The 16379-nt window shown below is 71.3% G+C and carries 15 protein-coding genes and 1 pseudogene; 8 read left to right on the forward strand and 8 right to left on the reverse strand.

The window, feature by feature from the left end; all coding sequences use genetic code 11:
• Position 1: 1 nt before the first annotated feature.
• From CFP65_RS19810 to CFP65_RS19825, 4 genes are all read right to left on the reverse strand, one after another.
• On the reverse strand, positions 2-826 hold the full coding sequence (locus tag CFP65_RS19810; protein ID WP_104817422.1) for an HAD family hydrolase: 825 nt from the start codon (positions 824-826) through the stop codon (positions 2-4).
• Positions 827-915: 89 nt separating this feature from the next.
• Positions 916-1845: a hypothetical protein gene (locus tag CFP65_RS19815; protein WP_104817423.1), complete on the reverse strand. Its 930-nt coding sequence runs from the start codon at positions 1843-1845 to the stop codon at positions 916-918.
• Between the two features lie 76 nt (positions 1846-1921).
• On the reverse strand, positions 1922-2320 hold the full coding sequence (locus CFP65_RS19820; RefSeq protein WP_104817424.1) for a DUF6153 family protein: 399 nt from the start codon (positions 2318-2320) through the stop codon (positions 1922-1924).
• 99 nt (positions 2321-2419) lie between these two features.
• The gene (locus CFP65_RS19825) at positions 2420-3001 is read right to left on the reverse strand and encodes a hypothetical protein (RefSeq protein WP_158702264.1); all 582 of its coding nucleotides are present in this window, start codon (positions 2999-3001) and stop codon (positions 2420-2422) included.
• A 156-nt stretch (positions 3002-3157) separates the two neighbouring features.
• Here CFP65_RS19825 and CFP65_RS42155 point away from each other — a divergent pair, with 156 nt between their 5' ends.
• The 4 genes and pseudogenes from CFP65_RS42155 to CFP65_RS19840 all read left to right on the forward strand — a co-directional run bounded on the left by CFP65_RS42155 (position 3158) and on the right by CFP65_RS19840 (position 8801).
• A complete protein-coding gene (locus tag CFP65_RS42155) occupies positions 3158-6922 on the forward strand; it encodes a DUF6531 domain-containing protein (protein WP_104817426.1) in 3765 nt (1254 codons plus the stop codon).
• Complete coding sequence (locus CFP65_RS19835) at positions 6919-7188, forward strand: RNA-binding protein (protein ID WP_104817427.1); 270 nt, start codon at positions 6919-6921, stop codon at positions 7186-7188. Before CFP65_RS42155 ends, CFP65_RS19835 begins: the two co-directional genes overlap by 4 nt.
• 365 nt (positions 7189-7553) lie before the next feature.
• Positions 7554-7700 (forward strand): hypothetical protein, encoded by a 147-nt coding sequence (locus CFP65_RS39080; RefSeq protein WP_158702265.1) that lies wholly within the window; start codon positions 7554-7556, stop codon positions 7698-7700.
• A 135-nt stretch (positions 7701-7835) separates the two neighbouring features.
• Positions 7836-8801, forward strand: a pseudogene (locus tag CFP65_RS19840) (IS481 family transposase).
• Between the two features lie 10 nt (positions 8802-8811).
• Here CFP65_RS19840 and CFP65_RS19845 read toward each other — a convergent pair.
• Entirely contained in the window at positions 8812-9699 is an 888-nt protein-coding gene (locus CFP65_RS19845) for an LLM class flavin-dependent oxidoreductase (protein ID WP_104817428.1), read from the reverse strand.
• A 92-nt stretch (positions 9700-9791) separates the two neighbouring features.
• On the opposite strand from CFP65_RS19845, the gene CFP65_RS19850 reads away from it, so the two are divergent.
• Positions 9792-10073: a hypothetical protein gene (locus CFP65_RS19850; RefSeq protein ID WP_254552474.1), complete on the forward strand. Its 282-nt coding sequence runs from the start codon at positions 9792-9794 to the stop codon at positions 10071-10073.
• The gene (locus CFP65_RS19855; protein WP_104817430.1) at positions 10070-10462 is read left to right on the forward strand and encodes a type II toxin-antitoxin system VapC family toxin; all 393 of its coding nucleotides are present in this window, start codon (positions 10070-10072) and stop codon (positions 10460-10462) included. Before CFP65_RS19850 ends, CFP65_RS19855 begins: the two co-directional genes overlap by 4 nt.
• Positions 10463-10976: 514 nt before the next feature.
• Here CFP65_RS19855 and CFP65_RS19860 read toward each other — a convergent pair.
• The 3 genes from CFP65_RS19860 to CFP65_RS19870 form a co-directional block, all read right to left on the reverse strand.
• Complete coding sequence (locus tag CFP65_RS19860; RefSeq protein WP_104817431.1) at positions 10977-11729, reverse strand: SDR family NAD(P)-dependent oxidoreductase; 753 nt, start codon at positions 11727-11729, stop codon at positions 10977-10979.
• Positions 11726-12931: an ornithine--oxo-acid transaminase gene (gene rocD / locus CFP65_RS19865; RefSeq protein WP_104817432.1), complete on the reverse strand. Its 1206-nt coding sequence runs from the start codon at positions 12929-12931 to the stop codon at positions 11726-11728. The genes CFP65_RS19860 and rocD overlap by 4 nt, the downstream gene beginning before the upstream one ends.
• Before the next feature lie 105 nt (positions 12932-13036).
• Positions 13037-13807 (reverse strand): SAM-dependent methyltransferase, encoded by a 771-nt coding sequence (locus CFP65_RS19870; RefSeq protein WP_104817433.1) that lies wholly within the window; start codon positions 13805-13807, stop codon positions 13037-13039.
• 242 nt (positions 13808-14049) lie between these two features.
• Between CFP65_RS19870 and CFP65_RS19875 the strand changes: the two genes are divergently transcribed.
• Together CFP65_RS19875 and CFP65_RS19880 are read left to right on the forward strand one after the other, a co-directional pair.
• Positions 14050-14988 carry an alpha/beta hydrolase gene (locus tag CFP65_RS19875; RefSeq protein ID WP_104817434.1) on the forward strand — a complete coding sequence of 313 codons (939 nt, stop codon included), beginning with the start codon at positions 14050-14052 and terminating at the stop codon, positions 14986-14988.
• Positions 14989-15182: 194 nt separating this feature from the next.
• The gene (locus CFP65_RS19880; RefSeq protein ID WP_104817435.1) at positions 15183-16373 is read left to right on the forward strand and encodes an acetyl-CoA carboxylase biotin carboxylase subunit family protein; all 1191 of its coding nucleotides are present in this window, start codon (positions 15183-15185) and stop codon (positions 16371-16373) included.
• Positions 16374-16379 lie beyond the last annotated feature (6 nt).

The following is a 16379-nucleotide window of genomic DNA, read 5'->3' on the forward strand; positions in this document are numbered from 1 at the left end:
CCTACAGCTCCGCGAGGAGCTGCTCGACCACCGCCGCCACGCCGTCCTTGTCGTTGCTGACGGTGTGCCGGGAGACGGCGGCCAGCACCTCGGGGTGGGCGTTGGCCACGGCGTAGGAGTGGCCGGCCCAGGCGAGCATCTCCAGGTCGTTGGGCATGTCGCCGAAGGCCACCACCTCGGTGCGGTCGATGCCCTGCTCGCGGCACCAACTCTCCAGCGTGCTGGCCTTGGTGACGCCGAGTGCGCTGATCTCGACCATCGCCACCGGCGCCGAGCGAGTGATCTCGGCCAGGTGGCCGGCCGCCCGGCGGGCCTCGGCCAGGAAGGTGTCCGGGTCGAGGGTGGGGTGCTTGGCGAGCACCTTGAACAGCCCGGCCACCCGCCCGTCGGCGATCAGCTCCTCGGCCGGGGCGACCTCGTGCTCCACGTCGTCGCCCCACATCCGCAGCTCGTACTCCGGCTCCCGCGCCCAGCCCTGCGGGTGCTCGAACGCGAAGGAGACGCCCGGCAGTTCGGCGCGCATGGCGGTCACGATGGCCAGCACGGCCCCGGCCGTCAGCGGGAAGCTCTCCAGCAGCTCGCCGCGCCGCACGTCCACGATCGCCCCGCCGTTGGAGCAGATCGCCACGCCGTGGCCGCCGATGTGCGGGCTGACCTGCTGCATCCAGCGCGGTGGGCGGCCGGTCACGAAGACCACCTGGATGCCCGCCGCTTCGGCCGCCGCCAGGGCGGCGGCGGTGCGGTCGGAGACGGTGCCGCCCGCGCAGAGCAGCGTGCCGTCGAGGTCGGTGGCGATCAGGCGGGTGCGGGGCGAAGAGGTGGTCACCCGTCCATCTTCCCGCACGCCGTTCGAACGGCTCCGCCCGCGGGCCGGGCGGTGCCGTTCCAGGGGTGGGCCGGTTCACGGCCCAGGGGTCAGCTCACCTTGAGGGTGAGGGCGGCGGTGTGCAGGGTGCCGGCGGTCTGGAACTGCAGGAACAGCCGCCAGTCACCGGCCTTCGGCAGCTCGGCGTGGAACGGCAGGCTCGGGCCGCCGGTGCCGGTGCCGGTGCCGACCGGCGTCTGCGGGTGCAGGTGGGCGAAGGCCTGGTCACCCGCGTGGAAGGCGGTCAGGTGGGCGTAGGTGTCCAGGTACGGCTGGAGGTCGGTGACCGGCCTGCCGTCCTTGCTCACCGTCACGGTGAGCGGCACCGCCTGCCCCGCGACCGGCTTGCCCGCCACCGTCACGGTGTACCCGTCCACGGTGGTGCTCTCCGCGGCGGCCGGCAGGGGGGTGTCCGCCGCCTGCCCCGGCACGGTCAGCGGCCGGCTCAGCACCATCATGGTGCCCTTGCCCGGCCCCTCGGCCGGGGTCAGCTGGGTGTAGACCCGCCAGGCGCCGGGCCGGAGCGCGGCCAGCGGGGCCGTCCAGGTGCCGTCGGCGGCCATGGTCGGGTGCAGGTGCTGGAAGCCGGAGAGGTCCGAGCGCACCGCGTAGAAGTGCAGGTCCTTGGTCTGCTCGGCGGTGAAGGCGGTCAGCGGGGCGCCGCCCGGAGCGGTGATCCTGAACGTGAACGCGCCCGGCGTTCCGGCGGCGGGCAGCCCGCCGATCGGGTCCAGCCGGTAGCCGGCCTGCTCGGCGGCCAGGCCGTCACCGTCGGTGGCGTTGCCGCCCATCGCGCTCATGTCGTGGGTGGCGCTGTTGCTCGCGCCGCTGCTGGTGCTCATGCCGGGCATGCCGCCCATGTCGGCCTTGCTGTCGCCGCTGCCGCTGCCGCTGCCGCCGGAGCCGCAGGCGGCGAGGGTCAGGGCGAGAGCGGTGGTGGCGGCGAGGCTGGTCAGGGTACGGCGAACTGGCTTACGCATGGTGGATCCTCAGGGGTGTGCGTGCGGTGAACGGGGACGCGTGACCCGAACCCCACTGGGGCCCGGGCGGGCCCGATCACGTCCGCGCGACGCACACCTTGAGCAGCAGGTCTTCGGGCGGGGCCCGCGACCCCTCGGCGCCGTCCACCACCGCACCGCCGCCCAGCGCGGGCAGCGCTGCGGGCACGGTGATCGGCGCGGGGCCGGGCGTGGCCACCGGCTGCCCGTCCCGACCGGGCGTGGCCAGGCAGACCTCCCCGGCGTGCCCGTGCCCGCCCTCGCCGGGCGCGGCCTCCGGGCCCTCGGTCGACCGGTCGGCGACCATGGCGTGGTGCGGCATGCTCCGCACCGTCTCCGCGCTCGTCCGATGGCAGCCGGAGGCGGCCGAGGCGGGGCTCCCGTGCATCAGGAACAGCCCGGCCAGCACGGCGCAGAGCACGTAAAGCCGGGTGAGGGCGCGTCGTTCGCGTGCCATGCCTCGCCTCCCGTGCCGTTCCCGTGCTGTTCCCGTGCCGTGGTCCGTTCCGCTCGACGATACCCCCAGCCGGTATAGGGTCACCAGTGGCCCCGGCGGTCAGGAGTGCCACAGCTCCTTGATCGCGGTGATCTCGCCCTTCGCGTTCTGGGTGATCTCGTACGCCGGGAAGTTCGAGCAGCTCAACGGCGGCTGCACGTTCGCCCCGCCGTCCAGGCAGTCCCCGATGTGTACCCACAGGTCCCCGACCAGCACGTCCCGGTACGTCCCGTCGTCCAGCACCAGCTGCGCCTTGGCCCCCGCTGCGAACTGGAAGGTCTCCGGGGCCTTGTCCCCCACGAAGTGCCCGCCCCCGGGGTCACACGCGAACTGCGCCACCTTCGCGAACATGATCGCCTGCTTCGGCCGCGCCCCCGGGATCACCACCTTGTCCCCGGCCTTCACCGTCGGCTCCGTACAACTCACCCCGGGCGCGTCCCCGGCCGCCTGCGACTTCCCCGGCACCGGCGCCGGCGTCCCCGTGGCGGTGGGTACCGCCGGGGCCGTCGGCGCGGCCGTCACCGTCACCGTGGCCACCGGAGCCGGCCCGGCCTGGGAGCTGCCCTTCTCCGGCCCGCACCCGACCACCCCCACGGCTGCCAGCAACACCCCGGCCGCAACCGCCATCCCCCGACGTGCCATCAGAACTCCCGTTTCTCGGCCGTACCGGTCACCAGCCCGCCAGGCTATCGGCCTCCGAGAACTCCGAAATACCCGGGCAGTTCTCGATTCCCGGCCCTCCTGTCGCCGCCCCGGGCTACGGTCGTCCGTACGTACGACCACGGGGGTGGGCTTCGGATGAGCAACCAGATCGTCAAAGCACTCGAACACGCGGCGGAGAAGATCGGCACGGCCATCGCCAAGGACGCCGGCAAGGCCGTCAAGGACCTCTACCACTCCGCCGGCCAGAACCTGAAGAAGGTCGCCGCCAACGTCCGCGAGGTCGAGGAGAAACACGCCAAGGACCTCGCCAAGACCTTCGAACACGACACCAAGGGCGTCCCCCACCCCCGCTCGGGCGGTGGCACGGGCCCGAAGGGCCACGACCACCCCAAGGGCCGCGGCCGCGACCAGGTCAAGGACCCCCGCACCGAGGGCCGCGACCACACCTCCCGCAAATGCCCCGGCGAGCCCGTCGACATCGCCACCGGCCGGATGTTCATCGACCAGACCGACGCCTCACTGCCCGGCTCGCTGCCGCTCCACTTCACCCGCAGCTTCGAATCCGGCCTGCGCACCGGCCGCTGGATGGGCACCAAATGGCTCTGCCCCTTCGACGAACGCCTCGAACTCGACGAGGCCGGCGTCGTCCACATCCGCCCCGACCGCATCACCCAGGCCTACCCCCACCCCGAACCCGGCGACCCGGTCCTCGCCTCGGCCGGCTCCCGCCACCAACTCGACCGCACCGACGACACGTTCACCGTCACCGACCCCGCCACCGGCCTGGTCAAGGAATTCACCCCCACCCCCGACGGCACCGAGGCCCTCCTCACCACCGTCCGCGACCGCCACGGCCGCCACTACACCCTCACCTACGACCCCGACGGCACCCCACTCGCCATCACCCACTCCGGCGGCTACCGCCTGAACGTCACCGTCGAACACACCCGCATCACCGCCCTCCGCCTGGCCACCCCCGACGGCGACGTGATGCTCATGCGCTACGGCTACACCGACGGCCACCTCACCGCCGTCTACAACTCCTCCGGCAAGCCCATGCGCTTCGCCAACGACACCGCAGGCCGCATCCTCTCCTGGACCGACCGCAACAACTCCCAGTACCGGTACACCTACGACCCCTTCGACCGCGTCACCGACGAAGGCGGCACCACCGGCGCCCTCCGCTTCACCTTCACCTACGCCGACCCCGACCCGGCCACCGGCCTGCGCACCCACACCGAGACCAACGCCCTCGGCCACACCACTACCTACCTGATCAACCACCACGCCCAAGTCACCGCCGTCACCGACGCCTTGGGCCACACCACCAGCTACGAACGCGACGACTACGACCGCCTGTTGAGCGAGACCGACCCCCTCGGCCGCACCACCCGCTACACCTACGACGGCGCCGGCGACCTGATCACCATCACCCGCCCCGACGGCGAACAGGCCACCGCCACCTACCTCGACCACCTCAGCCTGCCCACCGAGATCACCGAACCCGGCGGCGCCACCTGGCACCAGACCTACGACGAGAACGGCCTCCGCACAGCCCTCACCAACCCCCTCGGCGCCACCACCCACTACACCTACGACGACCACGGCCACCTCGCCACCGTCACCGACGCCCTCGGCCACACCACCCGGATCCGCTGCAACCCGGCCGGCCTCCCCGTCGAGATCACCGACCCCACCGGCTCCGTCACCCGCTACCAGCGCGACGCCTTCGGCCGCACCACTGCCGTTGTCGATCCGATGGGTGCTACCACGAAGCTGGGCTGGACCTCTGAGGGGCGTCTCTCGTCCCGCACCACCGCTGACGGTGCCACCGAGACCTGGGCTTACGACGGTGAGGGCAACATGATCGCCCACACCGACCAACTCGGGCGGGTCGCCGCGTACGAGTACACCCACTTCGAGACCCTCGCCGCCCGCACCACCCCCGACGGCGCCCGCTACACCTTCGCCCACGACGCGCACATGCAACTCACCACCGTGACCGACCCCCTCGGCCGACAGTGGACCTACGACTACGACCGCGCCGGGCGTCTCGTCGGCGAGACCGACTTCGACGGGCGAGCCGTCAGCTACCAACTCGATGCGGCCGGCCAGGCAGTCGCCCGCACCAACGCCCTGGGCGAGCAGATCCGGTACACGTACGACGCCCTCGGCCGGGCCAGCACGAAGGAATCCGACGGTCGTACCACCCTCTACCGGTACGACGCTACCGGGAACCTGATCGGAGCTGTCGACCCCGACACCGAACTGATCCGCACGCTGGACGTCCTCGGCAACCTGTTGTCCGAGAGTGTCAACGGACGCACCATCACGTTCGGTCGCGACGTTCTCGGTCGCCGTACCAGCCGCCGTACCCCGACCGGTCACCGGACCTCCTGGACCTACGATGCTGCCGGCCGGCCGAGCTCGCTCGGTACCTCGGGCGGTGACATCGGCTTCACCTATGACGAGGCCGGGCGCGAACACGAGCGCACCATCGCGAACCACCTGACTCTCACCAGCGTCTGGGACGACCGGCACCGCCTCACCGGACAGACCCTCAGCACCCCGTCCACCGTCCTACAGCAGCGCGGGTACACCTACCGAGCGGACGGCAACCTAGTCGGTGTCGACGACCTGCTGGCTGGTCCGCGTGTCTTCGAGCTTGACCCAGCCGACCGCATCACAGCGGTCCGAGCCGCCGACTGGTCCGAGACCTATGCCTATGATCCGGTCGGTAACCTCACCGAGGCTGACTGGCCCGCCACCCGGGGGACACGGGCCTCGCTGGGAGCGCGTACCTACCTCGGCACACGACTCACCACGGCCGGACGGATCCGCTACGAACACGACGCCGCAGGGCGCACCACCCTGCGGCAGGTCACTCGACTGTCACGCAAGCCGGACAGCTGGCACTACTCCTGGGACGGCGAGAATAGGCTCGCCGGTGTCACCACCCCTGACGGCACCCGGTGGCGCTACCGTTACGACCCCCTCGGTCGGCGGATCGCCAAGCAGCGCATGGGCGCGGACGGCGCGACGGTCGAGGAACAGACCGACTTCACCTGGGACGGTGCCAACCTCGCCGAGGAGACCACCCGAGCACCCCACCTGCCGGGGCCGTACACCCTCAGCTGGGACCACGACGGTCTCCGGCCGCTCGCCCAGACCGAAACCCTCACCACCGCGACGGTGACCGAGGACGGCCAGAGTGAGGTCGAGCGCCGCTTCTTCGCCATCGTCACCGACCTCATCGGCACACCGACCGAACTCGTCGACCCGGCCACCGGAGTCATCGCCTGGCGTGCCACCTCGACCGTCTGGGGGCACACCACCTGGCCGACGGACAGCACCACCTACACACCGCTCCGGTTCCCCGGCCAGTACTTCGACCCCGAGACCCGGCTCCACTACAACGTGCACCGCTACTACGACCCGGAAACCGCTCGCTACACCAGCCCCGACCCGCTCGGCCTGTTCCCCGCTCCCAACCCCGACACCTACGTCACCAATCCGCACCTGCGCAGCGACCCGCTCGGGCTCTCCCCGCACGACCACGCCACGGACGGCGATGTCGTACGGCTGTTCAAGGCTCCGCAGAAGGGCACGGGGGAGCAGCAGTACCGGAACGGTTACCAGAAGGACGACTTCCCGGGCGGTCCGCACGACCCCTACATGGACGGCAAGGCGTACTTCGCCAAGGAGGAGCGCGGGCTGGCCGACAAGTACGCCAAGCACTACGGGGAGGGAGTCATGGAGATCCAGATCCCGGTGGCCGAATACAATCGGCTGTTCCAGCAGTACGAGGCGAAGTACGAGGGCGGCCCGCTCATCGAAGTGCCCATTCCGAACACCGCACTTGAAGAGCTGAACAAATTCCCGAGGTTCTGGCACAGATGACAGACACAGCAGAGTGGGAAGCCGCGAAGCGCGATTTCCCGATCGGTCACCCGGTGACGGGCCGCATCGCCGCGGTCCGCCCCTTCGGCATGTTCGTCGCCCTCCCGGGCCGACCAGAAGTCATCGCGGTCCTCGACGCGATCTCGTACCACCCCGACCAGGACCCGATTCCTCCGGAGCAGTGGCCCGGGGTGGGTGAGGAGATCGGCGCCGTGGTCTCGAGCCACGCCGAGCACAACCACCAGATCAAGCTCCGGGTCGGCTGATCGAGAACCACCCGGACCAGTGCAACCCCTCCTGAACGAGGAGCGACCGTGGACGTCCTGCTCACCGGGGGAGTCCCGGCCGTCGTCGGGCCGGCGCCAGCCGGCTGTCCGCGGCCTCAACTTCTCCTCGACCGGGATACCGACCTGCTGAGCAGTCTCGCCCTCCACGTGCCCGACCGGCCGGCCGAGTCGGCCGCCGGGGGAGCCGAGCTTCCACCTCTGACGAGCGGTACGTTGCGTCTGGGTGAGACCCGGCAGTTCCACCTCGCTACCACCACCGTTCGCAGCTTCTTCCGGCGGCCCAGGACGACCCCGATCTCGCCACCGCTCTGGCCGGGTTCCTCACCCTCGCTGCCACTCCGGCCTTGGAGGCCCTGTTCGACGGCGACCCCCAAGCACGCTCGCTGCTGGAACGGATCCGTGCAGGGACCTCCCACACGGCCGGCGACCGAGCCCGCCGGGCCGTGCTGCGGACCCGGATCGACGAGCTCGCCGCAGATCTGTACGACTGAGGAGTGGGGGCTGGGCTGGGCCCCGCCTAGGTGTACTCGGCCGACACGTTGGTGACAGGGCCGGTCGGTAGTTGATCAGCAAGGGACCTCCGGGCGTAGTGGAGTTTGCCGTCTTCACTCACCTCGGAGGTCCTGGTGCCCCACGCTAATGCCCGGCTGACCTTTCACGGCAGATGCCTGCTGGTACGCCGTGTCGTCCTCGACGGGCGGCCGGTCGCGCACGTTGCGAAAGAACTGGGCGTCTCCCGGCAGTGCGCCCACCGCTGGGTCAACCGCTACCGGGCCGAGGGCAGGGCCGGCCTGCACGACCGCTCAAGCCGCCCCCCACCGGTGCCCGCGCCACACACCCGCAGCCGTCGAACAGCAGGTCCTGACCGCCCGCCAGGAACTGCGGTGCGGCCCCGACGGCCTGGCCGAGCACACGGGCGTCCCCGCCCGCACCGTCAGCCGCATCCTGCGACGCCACCACATCCCGCCCCTGTCCGCCTGCGACCCGCTGACCGGACAGGTAATCCGCGCCACCCGGTCCAGCGCCGAACGCTACGAACACGCCCGGCCCGGGGACATGATCCACCTCGACGTGAAGAAGCTCGGGAAGATCCCCGACGGCGGCGGCCACCGCGCCCACGGCCGCAGCGAAGCAGTCCGCGGGCGCGGCCTGGGCTACGACACGTCCACGCCGCCGTCGACGACCACAGCCGCCTGGCCTACGCCGAGATCCTCACCGACGAAAAGGGCACCACCTGCGCGGGCTTCCTCACCCGAGCGGCGGAGTTCTTCCGCGCCCACGGCATCACCCGCATCGAAAGGGTCATGACCGACAACGCCAAGAACTACCGCATCTCGCACGACTTCCAGGCCGCCTGCCAGGCCCTCGGCGCCCGCCAGAAGTTCACCCGGCCGCACTGCCCCTGGACCAACGGCAAGGTCGAACGCTTCAACCGCACCCTGCAGACCGAGTGGGCCTACCGGCAGGTCTTCACCAGCAACGACCGACGCGCAGCCGCACTCGCGCCATGGCTCGACTTCTACAACACTGGCCGCCGACACAGCGCGCTCGGCGGCCAGCCCCCGATCACCCGACTGTCACCAACCTCATGACCAAGTACACCTAGGCCAGCTGGGCCAGGCCCTCGGTGGCGATCTGTTCGAAGACGGCGAGGTCGTTGGCGAAGATCGAGTCGGGAACGGGCCAGTGGATGACCAGTTCGGTGATGCCGATCTCCTGGTAGCGGCCGGCCCAGTCGACGAAGGCGTCGAGGGACTGGAGGGGCTTCTCGGCGGTGGAGCCCTGGAGCAGCACCTTCTCGAGGCCGGCGACGTCACGGCCGACGGCCTCGCAGGCGGTGGTCAGCTTGGCGAGCTGCGCCGCGATCACCTCGGGGGCCTGCTCGACCGGGACGTCGGCCGGGCCCCTGGGGTCGCCGTAGGTGACCCAGCCCTGGCCGTGCTCGGCGGCCAGCTTGAGGCCGCGGGGGCCGGTGGCGGCCACGTAGAAGGGCAGCCGGGGCGTCTGGACGCACCCGGGGATGTTCCGGGCCTCGACCGCCGAGTAGTGGGTGCCCTCGCGGGTGGTGGCGTCGGTGGTCAGCAGCTCGTCCAGCAGCGGCAGGAACTCGGCGAACCGGTCGGCCCGCTCCCTCGGCGACCAGGCCTCCTGCCCCATCGCGGTGGCGTCGAACCCGGTGCCGCCGGCCCCGATCCCGAGCGTGACCCGCCCACCGGAGACGTCGTCCAGGGTGATGAGCTCCTTGGCCAGCGTCACCGGATGCCGGAAGTTCGGCGAGGTCACCAGCGTGCCGAGTCGAATTCGCTCGGTCGCGCACGCGGCCGCGGTCAGCGTCGGCACCGACCCGAACCACGGCTCGTCCCGGAAGGACCGCCAGCTCAGGTGGTCGTACGTATAGGCGGCGTGGAACCCGAGGTCCTCGGCCCGCTGCCAGATCTTCTGCCCCTCGCTCCACCGGTGGATGGGGAGGATCACCGTGCTCAGTCGCATACAGGCGACCCTACGGGAGCTGGCGCCACGCACGCAGTAGCTGCGGGCCGGAAGCTACGTCACGCTCACACATCATGTACTACACTTCTGCTATGGACACGCCTCGCCCCGGCAAGACCCGAGTCACCAGCGTCTCCCTGCAGGCCGAGACCTTGGAGGCGATTCGCGCGCGCGCTGGCAGGCAGGGCGTCTCCTCCTATATCGAAGAGGCCGTGCAGCGACACCTCCAGCGTGAGGTCATCGACGAGTACATTGCAGCCTCCGAGGCCGAGCACGGCCCGGTCGACGCGGCCGAGGTGGCGGCCAAAGCTGAACGCATCCGCGCACACCATGCCGCTCACCGTGGAGACGCCGCCCCGGCCGACGCCGCGTGAGCGGCACCCTCGTACTTGACAGCGAGGCACTGTCCAAGCTCTCCCGCCGGCAGCGCGACATGACCACTTGGCTGGATGTTGCACGAACGCTGGACCTCCTGGTCGTGACGAGCGCGGCGACACTGGTCGAAGCACGTGACCCCAAGGTGCCCCAGGCGGCGTTCGACCACGCCGTGTCCCTGGCCAAGGTGCGGCCGATCACGGAAGAGATCGCACGGGCGGCGAGCAAGCTGCTCGCGGCCGAGGGACTGCACGGCCATAAGTACGCCATCGACGCAATGCTGGCAGCGACCGCGCATCTCGAGCGCGGCGATGTGACGATCGTGACAAGTGACCCGGAGGACCTGCGTCGGCTGTGTCACCGCCGCATCGCGATCGAGTCGATCTGACGTCTTCGCCCCCAGCGGTTCGGTTCCCACAGCGCGATGTCGGAAGTCGCTATTGATGAGCCGTCACCCCTCGGCACGCACATCGCTCTTGGGGACTTGGCTTGCCGATGACGTGAGCTATGTATGCTCTTGCGCATCCGATTCGCGGAGACTCGGATGCACAGCGATGCCATGCGGGCCCGGTACCCGAGGCAGCTGAGCGCGGGTGTAGAGCACCCACTCCGCACATCCATTGGTGTGGTCTCACGATGTCTGCGACCGAAGCGCTGACCGGGCGGTGACGAGGTGTCAGCATGCCTGGAACCAATCGCACGAAGGCGGCGCGCGTTCGGATTCGCTACACGGGCGAGACCAGGGAGGCAGCCGAAGCCGGTGCGTGTTCCAGCGCGCGCACGATCTGATTGCTCATCCGAAAGCCCCCCGTGGCTACACGTACCGGAGACGGTAGTCGTGGTGGCCGCCGGGGGGCGTCGGGTTCGCGAGTTGCCCGGGAATGTCCGGGGTGTGGGCGGGGTCAGGCCTGGGGGCGGAGGCGGAGGCCGTGCATGCCGTTGTCCACGGCCAGGGTGGTGCCGACGGTGGCGGTGGCGTAGGGGCCGGCCAGGTAGGCGATGGCGTGGGCGATCTCTTCGGGGGTGACCAGGCGGCCGGTGGGCTGGAAGGCGTCGAGGGCGGCGCGGGCGGCGACCGGGTCGGGGGTGTCCTGGAGGGAGCGGCCGATCCAGGGGGTGTCGGCGGAGCCGGGGGCCACGCAGTTGACCCGGATGCCCTCGCGGACGTGGTCGGCGGCCATGGCCAGGGTGAGGGCCTGCACGGCGCCCTTGGTGGCGGAGTAGAGCACGCGCTGCTGCACCCCGGCCCAGGCCACGATCGAGCAGGTGTTGACGATCGCCGCGGCCGGCGAGCGCCGCAGGTGCGGCACCGCGTGCCGGGCCACCCGCACCATCCCGATCACGTTGACGTCCAGGACGCGGGCCCACTCCTCGTCGCTGTTGGCGGTGACGTCCCCGATCGCGCCGATTCCGGCGTTGTTGACCACCACGTCGAGCCGGCCGTACCGCTCGACCACGGCGGCCACGGCGGCCTGCACCTGGGCGTCGTCGGTGACGTCCACCTGCACGCCGAGGACGCCCTCGGGCAGCCCCTCCGGCTTGAGGTCGAGCGCGGCCACCCGGGCGCCCCGCTCCTGCAGCAGCTTCGCGGTGGCCAGGCCGATGCCGGAGGCACCGCCGGTGACCAGGGCGACCAGCCCGTCGAACTCGCTCACGGGGCCAGCACCTCCGCGATCATGTCGACGCCGAGGTCGATCTCCTCGCGGGTGACGACCAGCGGCGGGGCGACCCGCAGGTGGCCGCGGGCCTCCTTGCAGAGCAGGCCGCGCTCGGCCAGCCGCTCGGTGACCCTGCGGTCCGCCCAGCGCTCCTCGGCGATCTGGACGCCGGCCCAGAGGCCGCGTCCGCGCACCTCGGTGACGCCGTCCAGCTCGTTCAGCCGGGTGTGCAGGTGGGCGCCGAGCTCGCGCGAGCGCTCCTGCAGCTCGCCGGTGGCCAGCAGCCGTACCGCCGCCAGGCCGACCGCGCAGGCCAGCGGGTTGCCGCCGAAGGTGGAGCCGTGGTCGCCGTGCCCGATCACCCGGAGCACGTCGGCCCGGCCGATCAGCGCGGAGAGCGGCAGCAGGCCGCCGCTCAGGCTCTTGCCGAGGGTGTAGAGGTCGGCCTTGACGCCCTCGTGGTCCAGGGCCAGGGTGTCGCCGGTGCGGGCCAGGCCGCACTGCACCTCGTCGGCGATGAAGAGCGTGTTGCTGTCGTCGCAGAGCTGCCGGACCTCGTTGAGGTAGCCCTTGGGCGGGACGACGATCCCGGCCTCGCCCTGCACCGGCTCCAGCAGGATCGCCGCGGTGTTCTCGGTGACCGCGCCGCGCAGCGCCTTGATGTCGCCGAACGGCACGGTCTTGAAGCCGGGGGTGAACGGGCCGAAGCCGGCCTTGTGGTTCTCGTGCGAGGAGAAGGAGATGATCGAGATGGTCCGCCCGTGGAAGTTGGAGGCGGCCACGATCACCTCGGCGGCGCCGTCCGGCACGCCCTTGACCTGGTAGGCCCACTTGCGGGCCACCTTGATGGCGGTGTCGATCGCCTCGCCGCCGGAGTTGGACGGCATCACCATCTCGGTGCCGGTCAGCTCGGCCAGCTCGCGGCAGAACGGCCCGTACTGGTCGTTGTGGAAGGCCCGGGTGCTCAGCGTGATCCGGTCGAGCTGGGCCTTGGCCGCCGCGACCAGGGCCGGGTGGCGGTGGCCGAAGTTGAGCGCGGAGTACCCGCCGTGGAAGTCGAGGTAGCGCCGGCCCTCGGAGTCGGTCACCCAGGCACCCTCTCCTTCGGAGAGCACGACCGGGAACGGCACGGAGTCGGGGCCGCCCCAGCGGGCGGCGAGGTCCATGTGGTCCTGGGCGGAGAGGAGGTCCGCAGTCATGGGGCGATGCTCCTTGTGTCTGAGGTCGATGGGCCCGGCGGGCTTGGTGCGCGTCGCCGGGCGCCCTGGGCCCGGCGGGCTTGGTGCGCGTCGGCGGAGCGGGGCTCAGGCCTTGCGGCCGACCGCGCCGTGGATCGGGAGGACGAAGTCCGTGGCCACCGCCCCGGCGTCCGGGTGCCACTCGGCGGCGGGCACCACGCCGGGGTCGAGCAGCTCGAAGCCCTCGAACAGGCCGGCGATCTGGGCCGCCGAGCGCAGGTGCATGTCCTCGGTGGCCCGGGCCAGCACCTCGGGGCTGTTCTCCGGGCGCCAGGGGAGGTCCGAGGCGACGTGCGAGATGACCAGGTGGCTGCCGGCCGGCAGGGCGTCCCGCAGCACGGCGGTGATCCGCGCCGGGTCGGCCTCCTCCGGCACGAAGTGCAGGACGGCGGCCAGGATGCAGGCCACCGGCCGGCCGGCCTCGATCAGGGCCCGGACGGCCGGCTGCGCCAGGATCGCCTCGGGCTCGCGGATGTCGGCCGGCACGAAGGCGGCCCGCGGCTCCTCGGCGATCAGTGCGCGGGTGCGCTCGCCGACGGTGGGGTCGAGGTCGCAGTAGACCACCGAGCCCTCGGGGTGCGCGGCGAGCACGGTCTCGTGGGTGTTCGGCGACAGCGGGAAGCCGGAGCCGATGTCGATGAAGCGGTCGATGCCGCGGGCGCTCAGCCACCGCACGGCCCGGGAGAGGAAGGCGCGGTTCTCCTGCATCGCGGCGATCAGGTCGGGGGCCTGGAGCCGGATCCAGAAACCGGCCGCGCGATCGGTCTCGAAACCGCTGTCGCCGCCGATGAAGTTGTCGTAGACACGGGCCTGTGCGGCATTGATCTCGATGGTCATGGCGCGGCGTGCTTCCCCTCGGAGTCCAGGCGGCGGACTGCGCGGTCCGGCTGCGCAATCCGGTGCGGCGAACTAGATGCTGGCACGGGCCCGGCGCGCGCGAGGTAAGCGGAATCCTTACCGGCCAGGGGCCGGGTCAGCGAAATGCGTCCGCCGGAATGCACCTGTCGCGGAGGCGGCCCGGGGCAGGGCGCCCGTACCGTGGCGCACCGTTGACACCTCTGGAATTCGGGGAGTTTTGCATGCCGCTTCATCCGGTCGTCGAGGGCATCAGGAACTTTCGCGTTGCCACCGGCTTCACCCCGCTCTACACCATGTCGGTGGAGGACGCCCGGACGGCGGACGCCGCGACCGAGGCCACCGCCTGGGACTGGACCACGCAGCCGGAGGAGGTCTTCGACCTGGACATCCCCGGCCCGGCCGGCCCGCTGACCCTGCGGGTCTACCGCCCGGTCACCGACAGCACCGGGCCGCTGCCGGTGCTGATGTACTTCTTCGGCGGCGGCTTCGTGGTCGGCACCCTGCAGACCTCGGACGCGTTCTGCCGCGCGCTCTCCGACCTGTCCGGCTGCATGATCGTCTCGGTGGGCTACCGGCTGGCGCCGGAGCACCCCTTCCCCGCCGCGCCCGAGGACTGCTACGCCGCCACCGCCTGGGTGGCCGAACACGCCGGTGAGTTCGGCGGGGACGGCTCCCGGCTCGCGGTCGCCGGCGACAGCAACGGCGGCACGCTGGCCGCCGTGGTCTCGCTGATGGCCCGGGACCGCAAGGGACCGGAGATCACCGCCCAGGTGCTGGTCTACCCGGCGCTGCAGTACGGCTCGGACACCGCCTCGATGCGCGAGAACGTCGACCCGATGTTCTTCAACGGCATCTCGGTGCCGTGGTTCTGGAGCCTCTACCTGGCCGACCCGGCCGACGGTGCCTCCCCCTACGCCTCGCCGCTCAACGCGGCGGACCACTCCGGGCTCCCGGCGGCGCTGATCGTCACGGCCGAGTACTGCCCGCTGCGGGACGAGGGCGAGGCGTACGCCAAGGCGCTCGCGGACGCCGGCACCACGGTGGACTTCCGGCCGCACGCCGACCTGCCGCACGGCTTCCTCTCGATGGCCTCGGTGCTGCCCGAGGGCAAGCAGGCGCTGCTCGGGGTGGCCGACTTCCTGCGCACGCGGCTGGCCTGACCGGCCGTAAGGCGGGGAGCGAGGCTCCCGGTGGGGTGGGCGACCGAGTCGCCCGGGCCCGGCCGGGAGCCTCGCTCCGTGCTCGGCCGACGAGTTCGGTTTCTTCGGCAGGAATCTTCCGGCGCGCCGCGTGCCGGCATCACCGCGCGTGTGGTCGCGCACGCCTTCTCGCAATCCCCCCCGGAGGTCACGTCATGAAATCCGTGCTCGTCCTGTCCTGGATAGCCATCGGCAACGTGCCCGCAGCGGTCCGGGAGATCCGCGCCCGCGGCCTTCGACCGGTGCTGGTCTCCAACCTGCCGGCGGACCCGAATGCCGGGCTCTGCGAGGACCACGTGGTCTTCGACTGGGACGGCGAGGAGCTGCCGGCCTTGCTCGCGCGGATCGAGGAGCGCGGGATCACACCGATCGCGGTGGTCAGCATGGTCGAGAAGCTGATCGAGTGGAGCATCGCGCTCACCACGCACTACGACCTGCCGGGCGGCGGCCCGGCCCGGCAGGTGCTGGTCAGCAAGTACGCCGTCCGGGAGCACCTGCGGGCGACGGGGCGTTCGGCGATCAGGTTCACGGGTGACCCGCTGGCGGTGGACTTCTTCCCCGCCATCCTCAAGCCCGCGCGGGAGTCCTCGGCCTCCTACCTGGTCAAGCGGGTGGACGACCGCGAGGAACTGCTGGCCCATCTGGCCGACTTGGAGCGGGCCGGCAAGGGCGGGGTGGAGCTGATCGCCGAGGAGTTCCTGGACGGGGTCGAGTTCTCGGTGGACGGCCCCGTGCTCGGCGGCCGCTTCCACCCGCTGCTCGCGGTGGAGAAGCCCGACCACGACGACCTGCGCCACCACGACGCCGGCCTGGAACTGCACCCGCCGCAGCGGGAGTTCGTCCGCGCGGGCGTCCGGGAGCTCAGTGAGGTGGTGAGCGGGCTCTGCGCCGACCGCGGCCTGGACCAGGTCTGGCTGCACTTCGAGGGCCGCAGCACGGCGGCGGGCCGCACCGAGCTGATCGAGATCAACCTGCGGGCCGGGGGCGGGCAGATCCCGCACGTGCTCGGCGAGTTGTACGGCATCGACGTGTACGCGGTGATCGTCGCGATGGCGCTGGGCGAGTACACGCCGGAGCAGGTGCCCGCACCGCGCGAGCGGCCGATGCTCGGCTGGTTCGACGTGGAGGCCAAGGAGGTCGGCACGGTCGAGGTGGCCACCACCGAGGCGGAGCTGCTCGCCCTGCCCGGGGTGCTCGACGTCAATCTGGCCCACGGCTACCGGGTCACCCGGCTGGACCAGGAGAACTTCTTCCTCTCCTTCACGATGGCCGCCGACTCGGTGGACCAGCTGCGCGAGCACGCGGCCCGGGTGCTGGACACCCTGGAGTACGCGGTCCGGCCGTAGCCGCGG

It is taken from the genome of Kitasatospora sp. MMS16-BH015, from assembly GCF_002943525.1.
In the GTDB taxonomy this organism is placed as follows: Bacteria; Actinomycetota; Actinomycetes; order Streptomycetales; family Streptomycetaceae; genus Kitasatospora.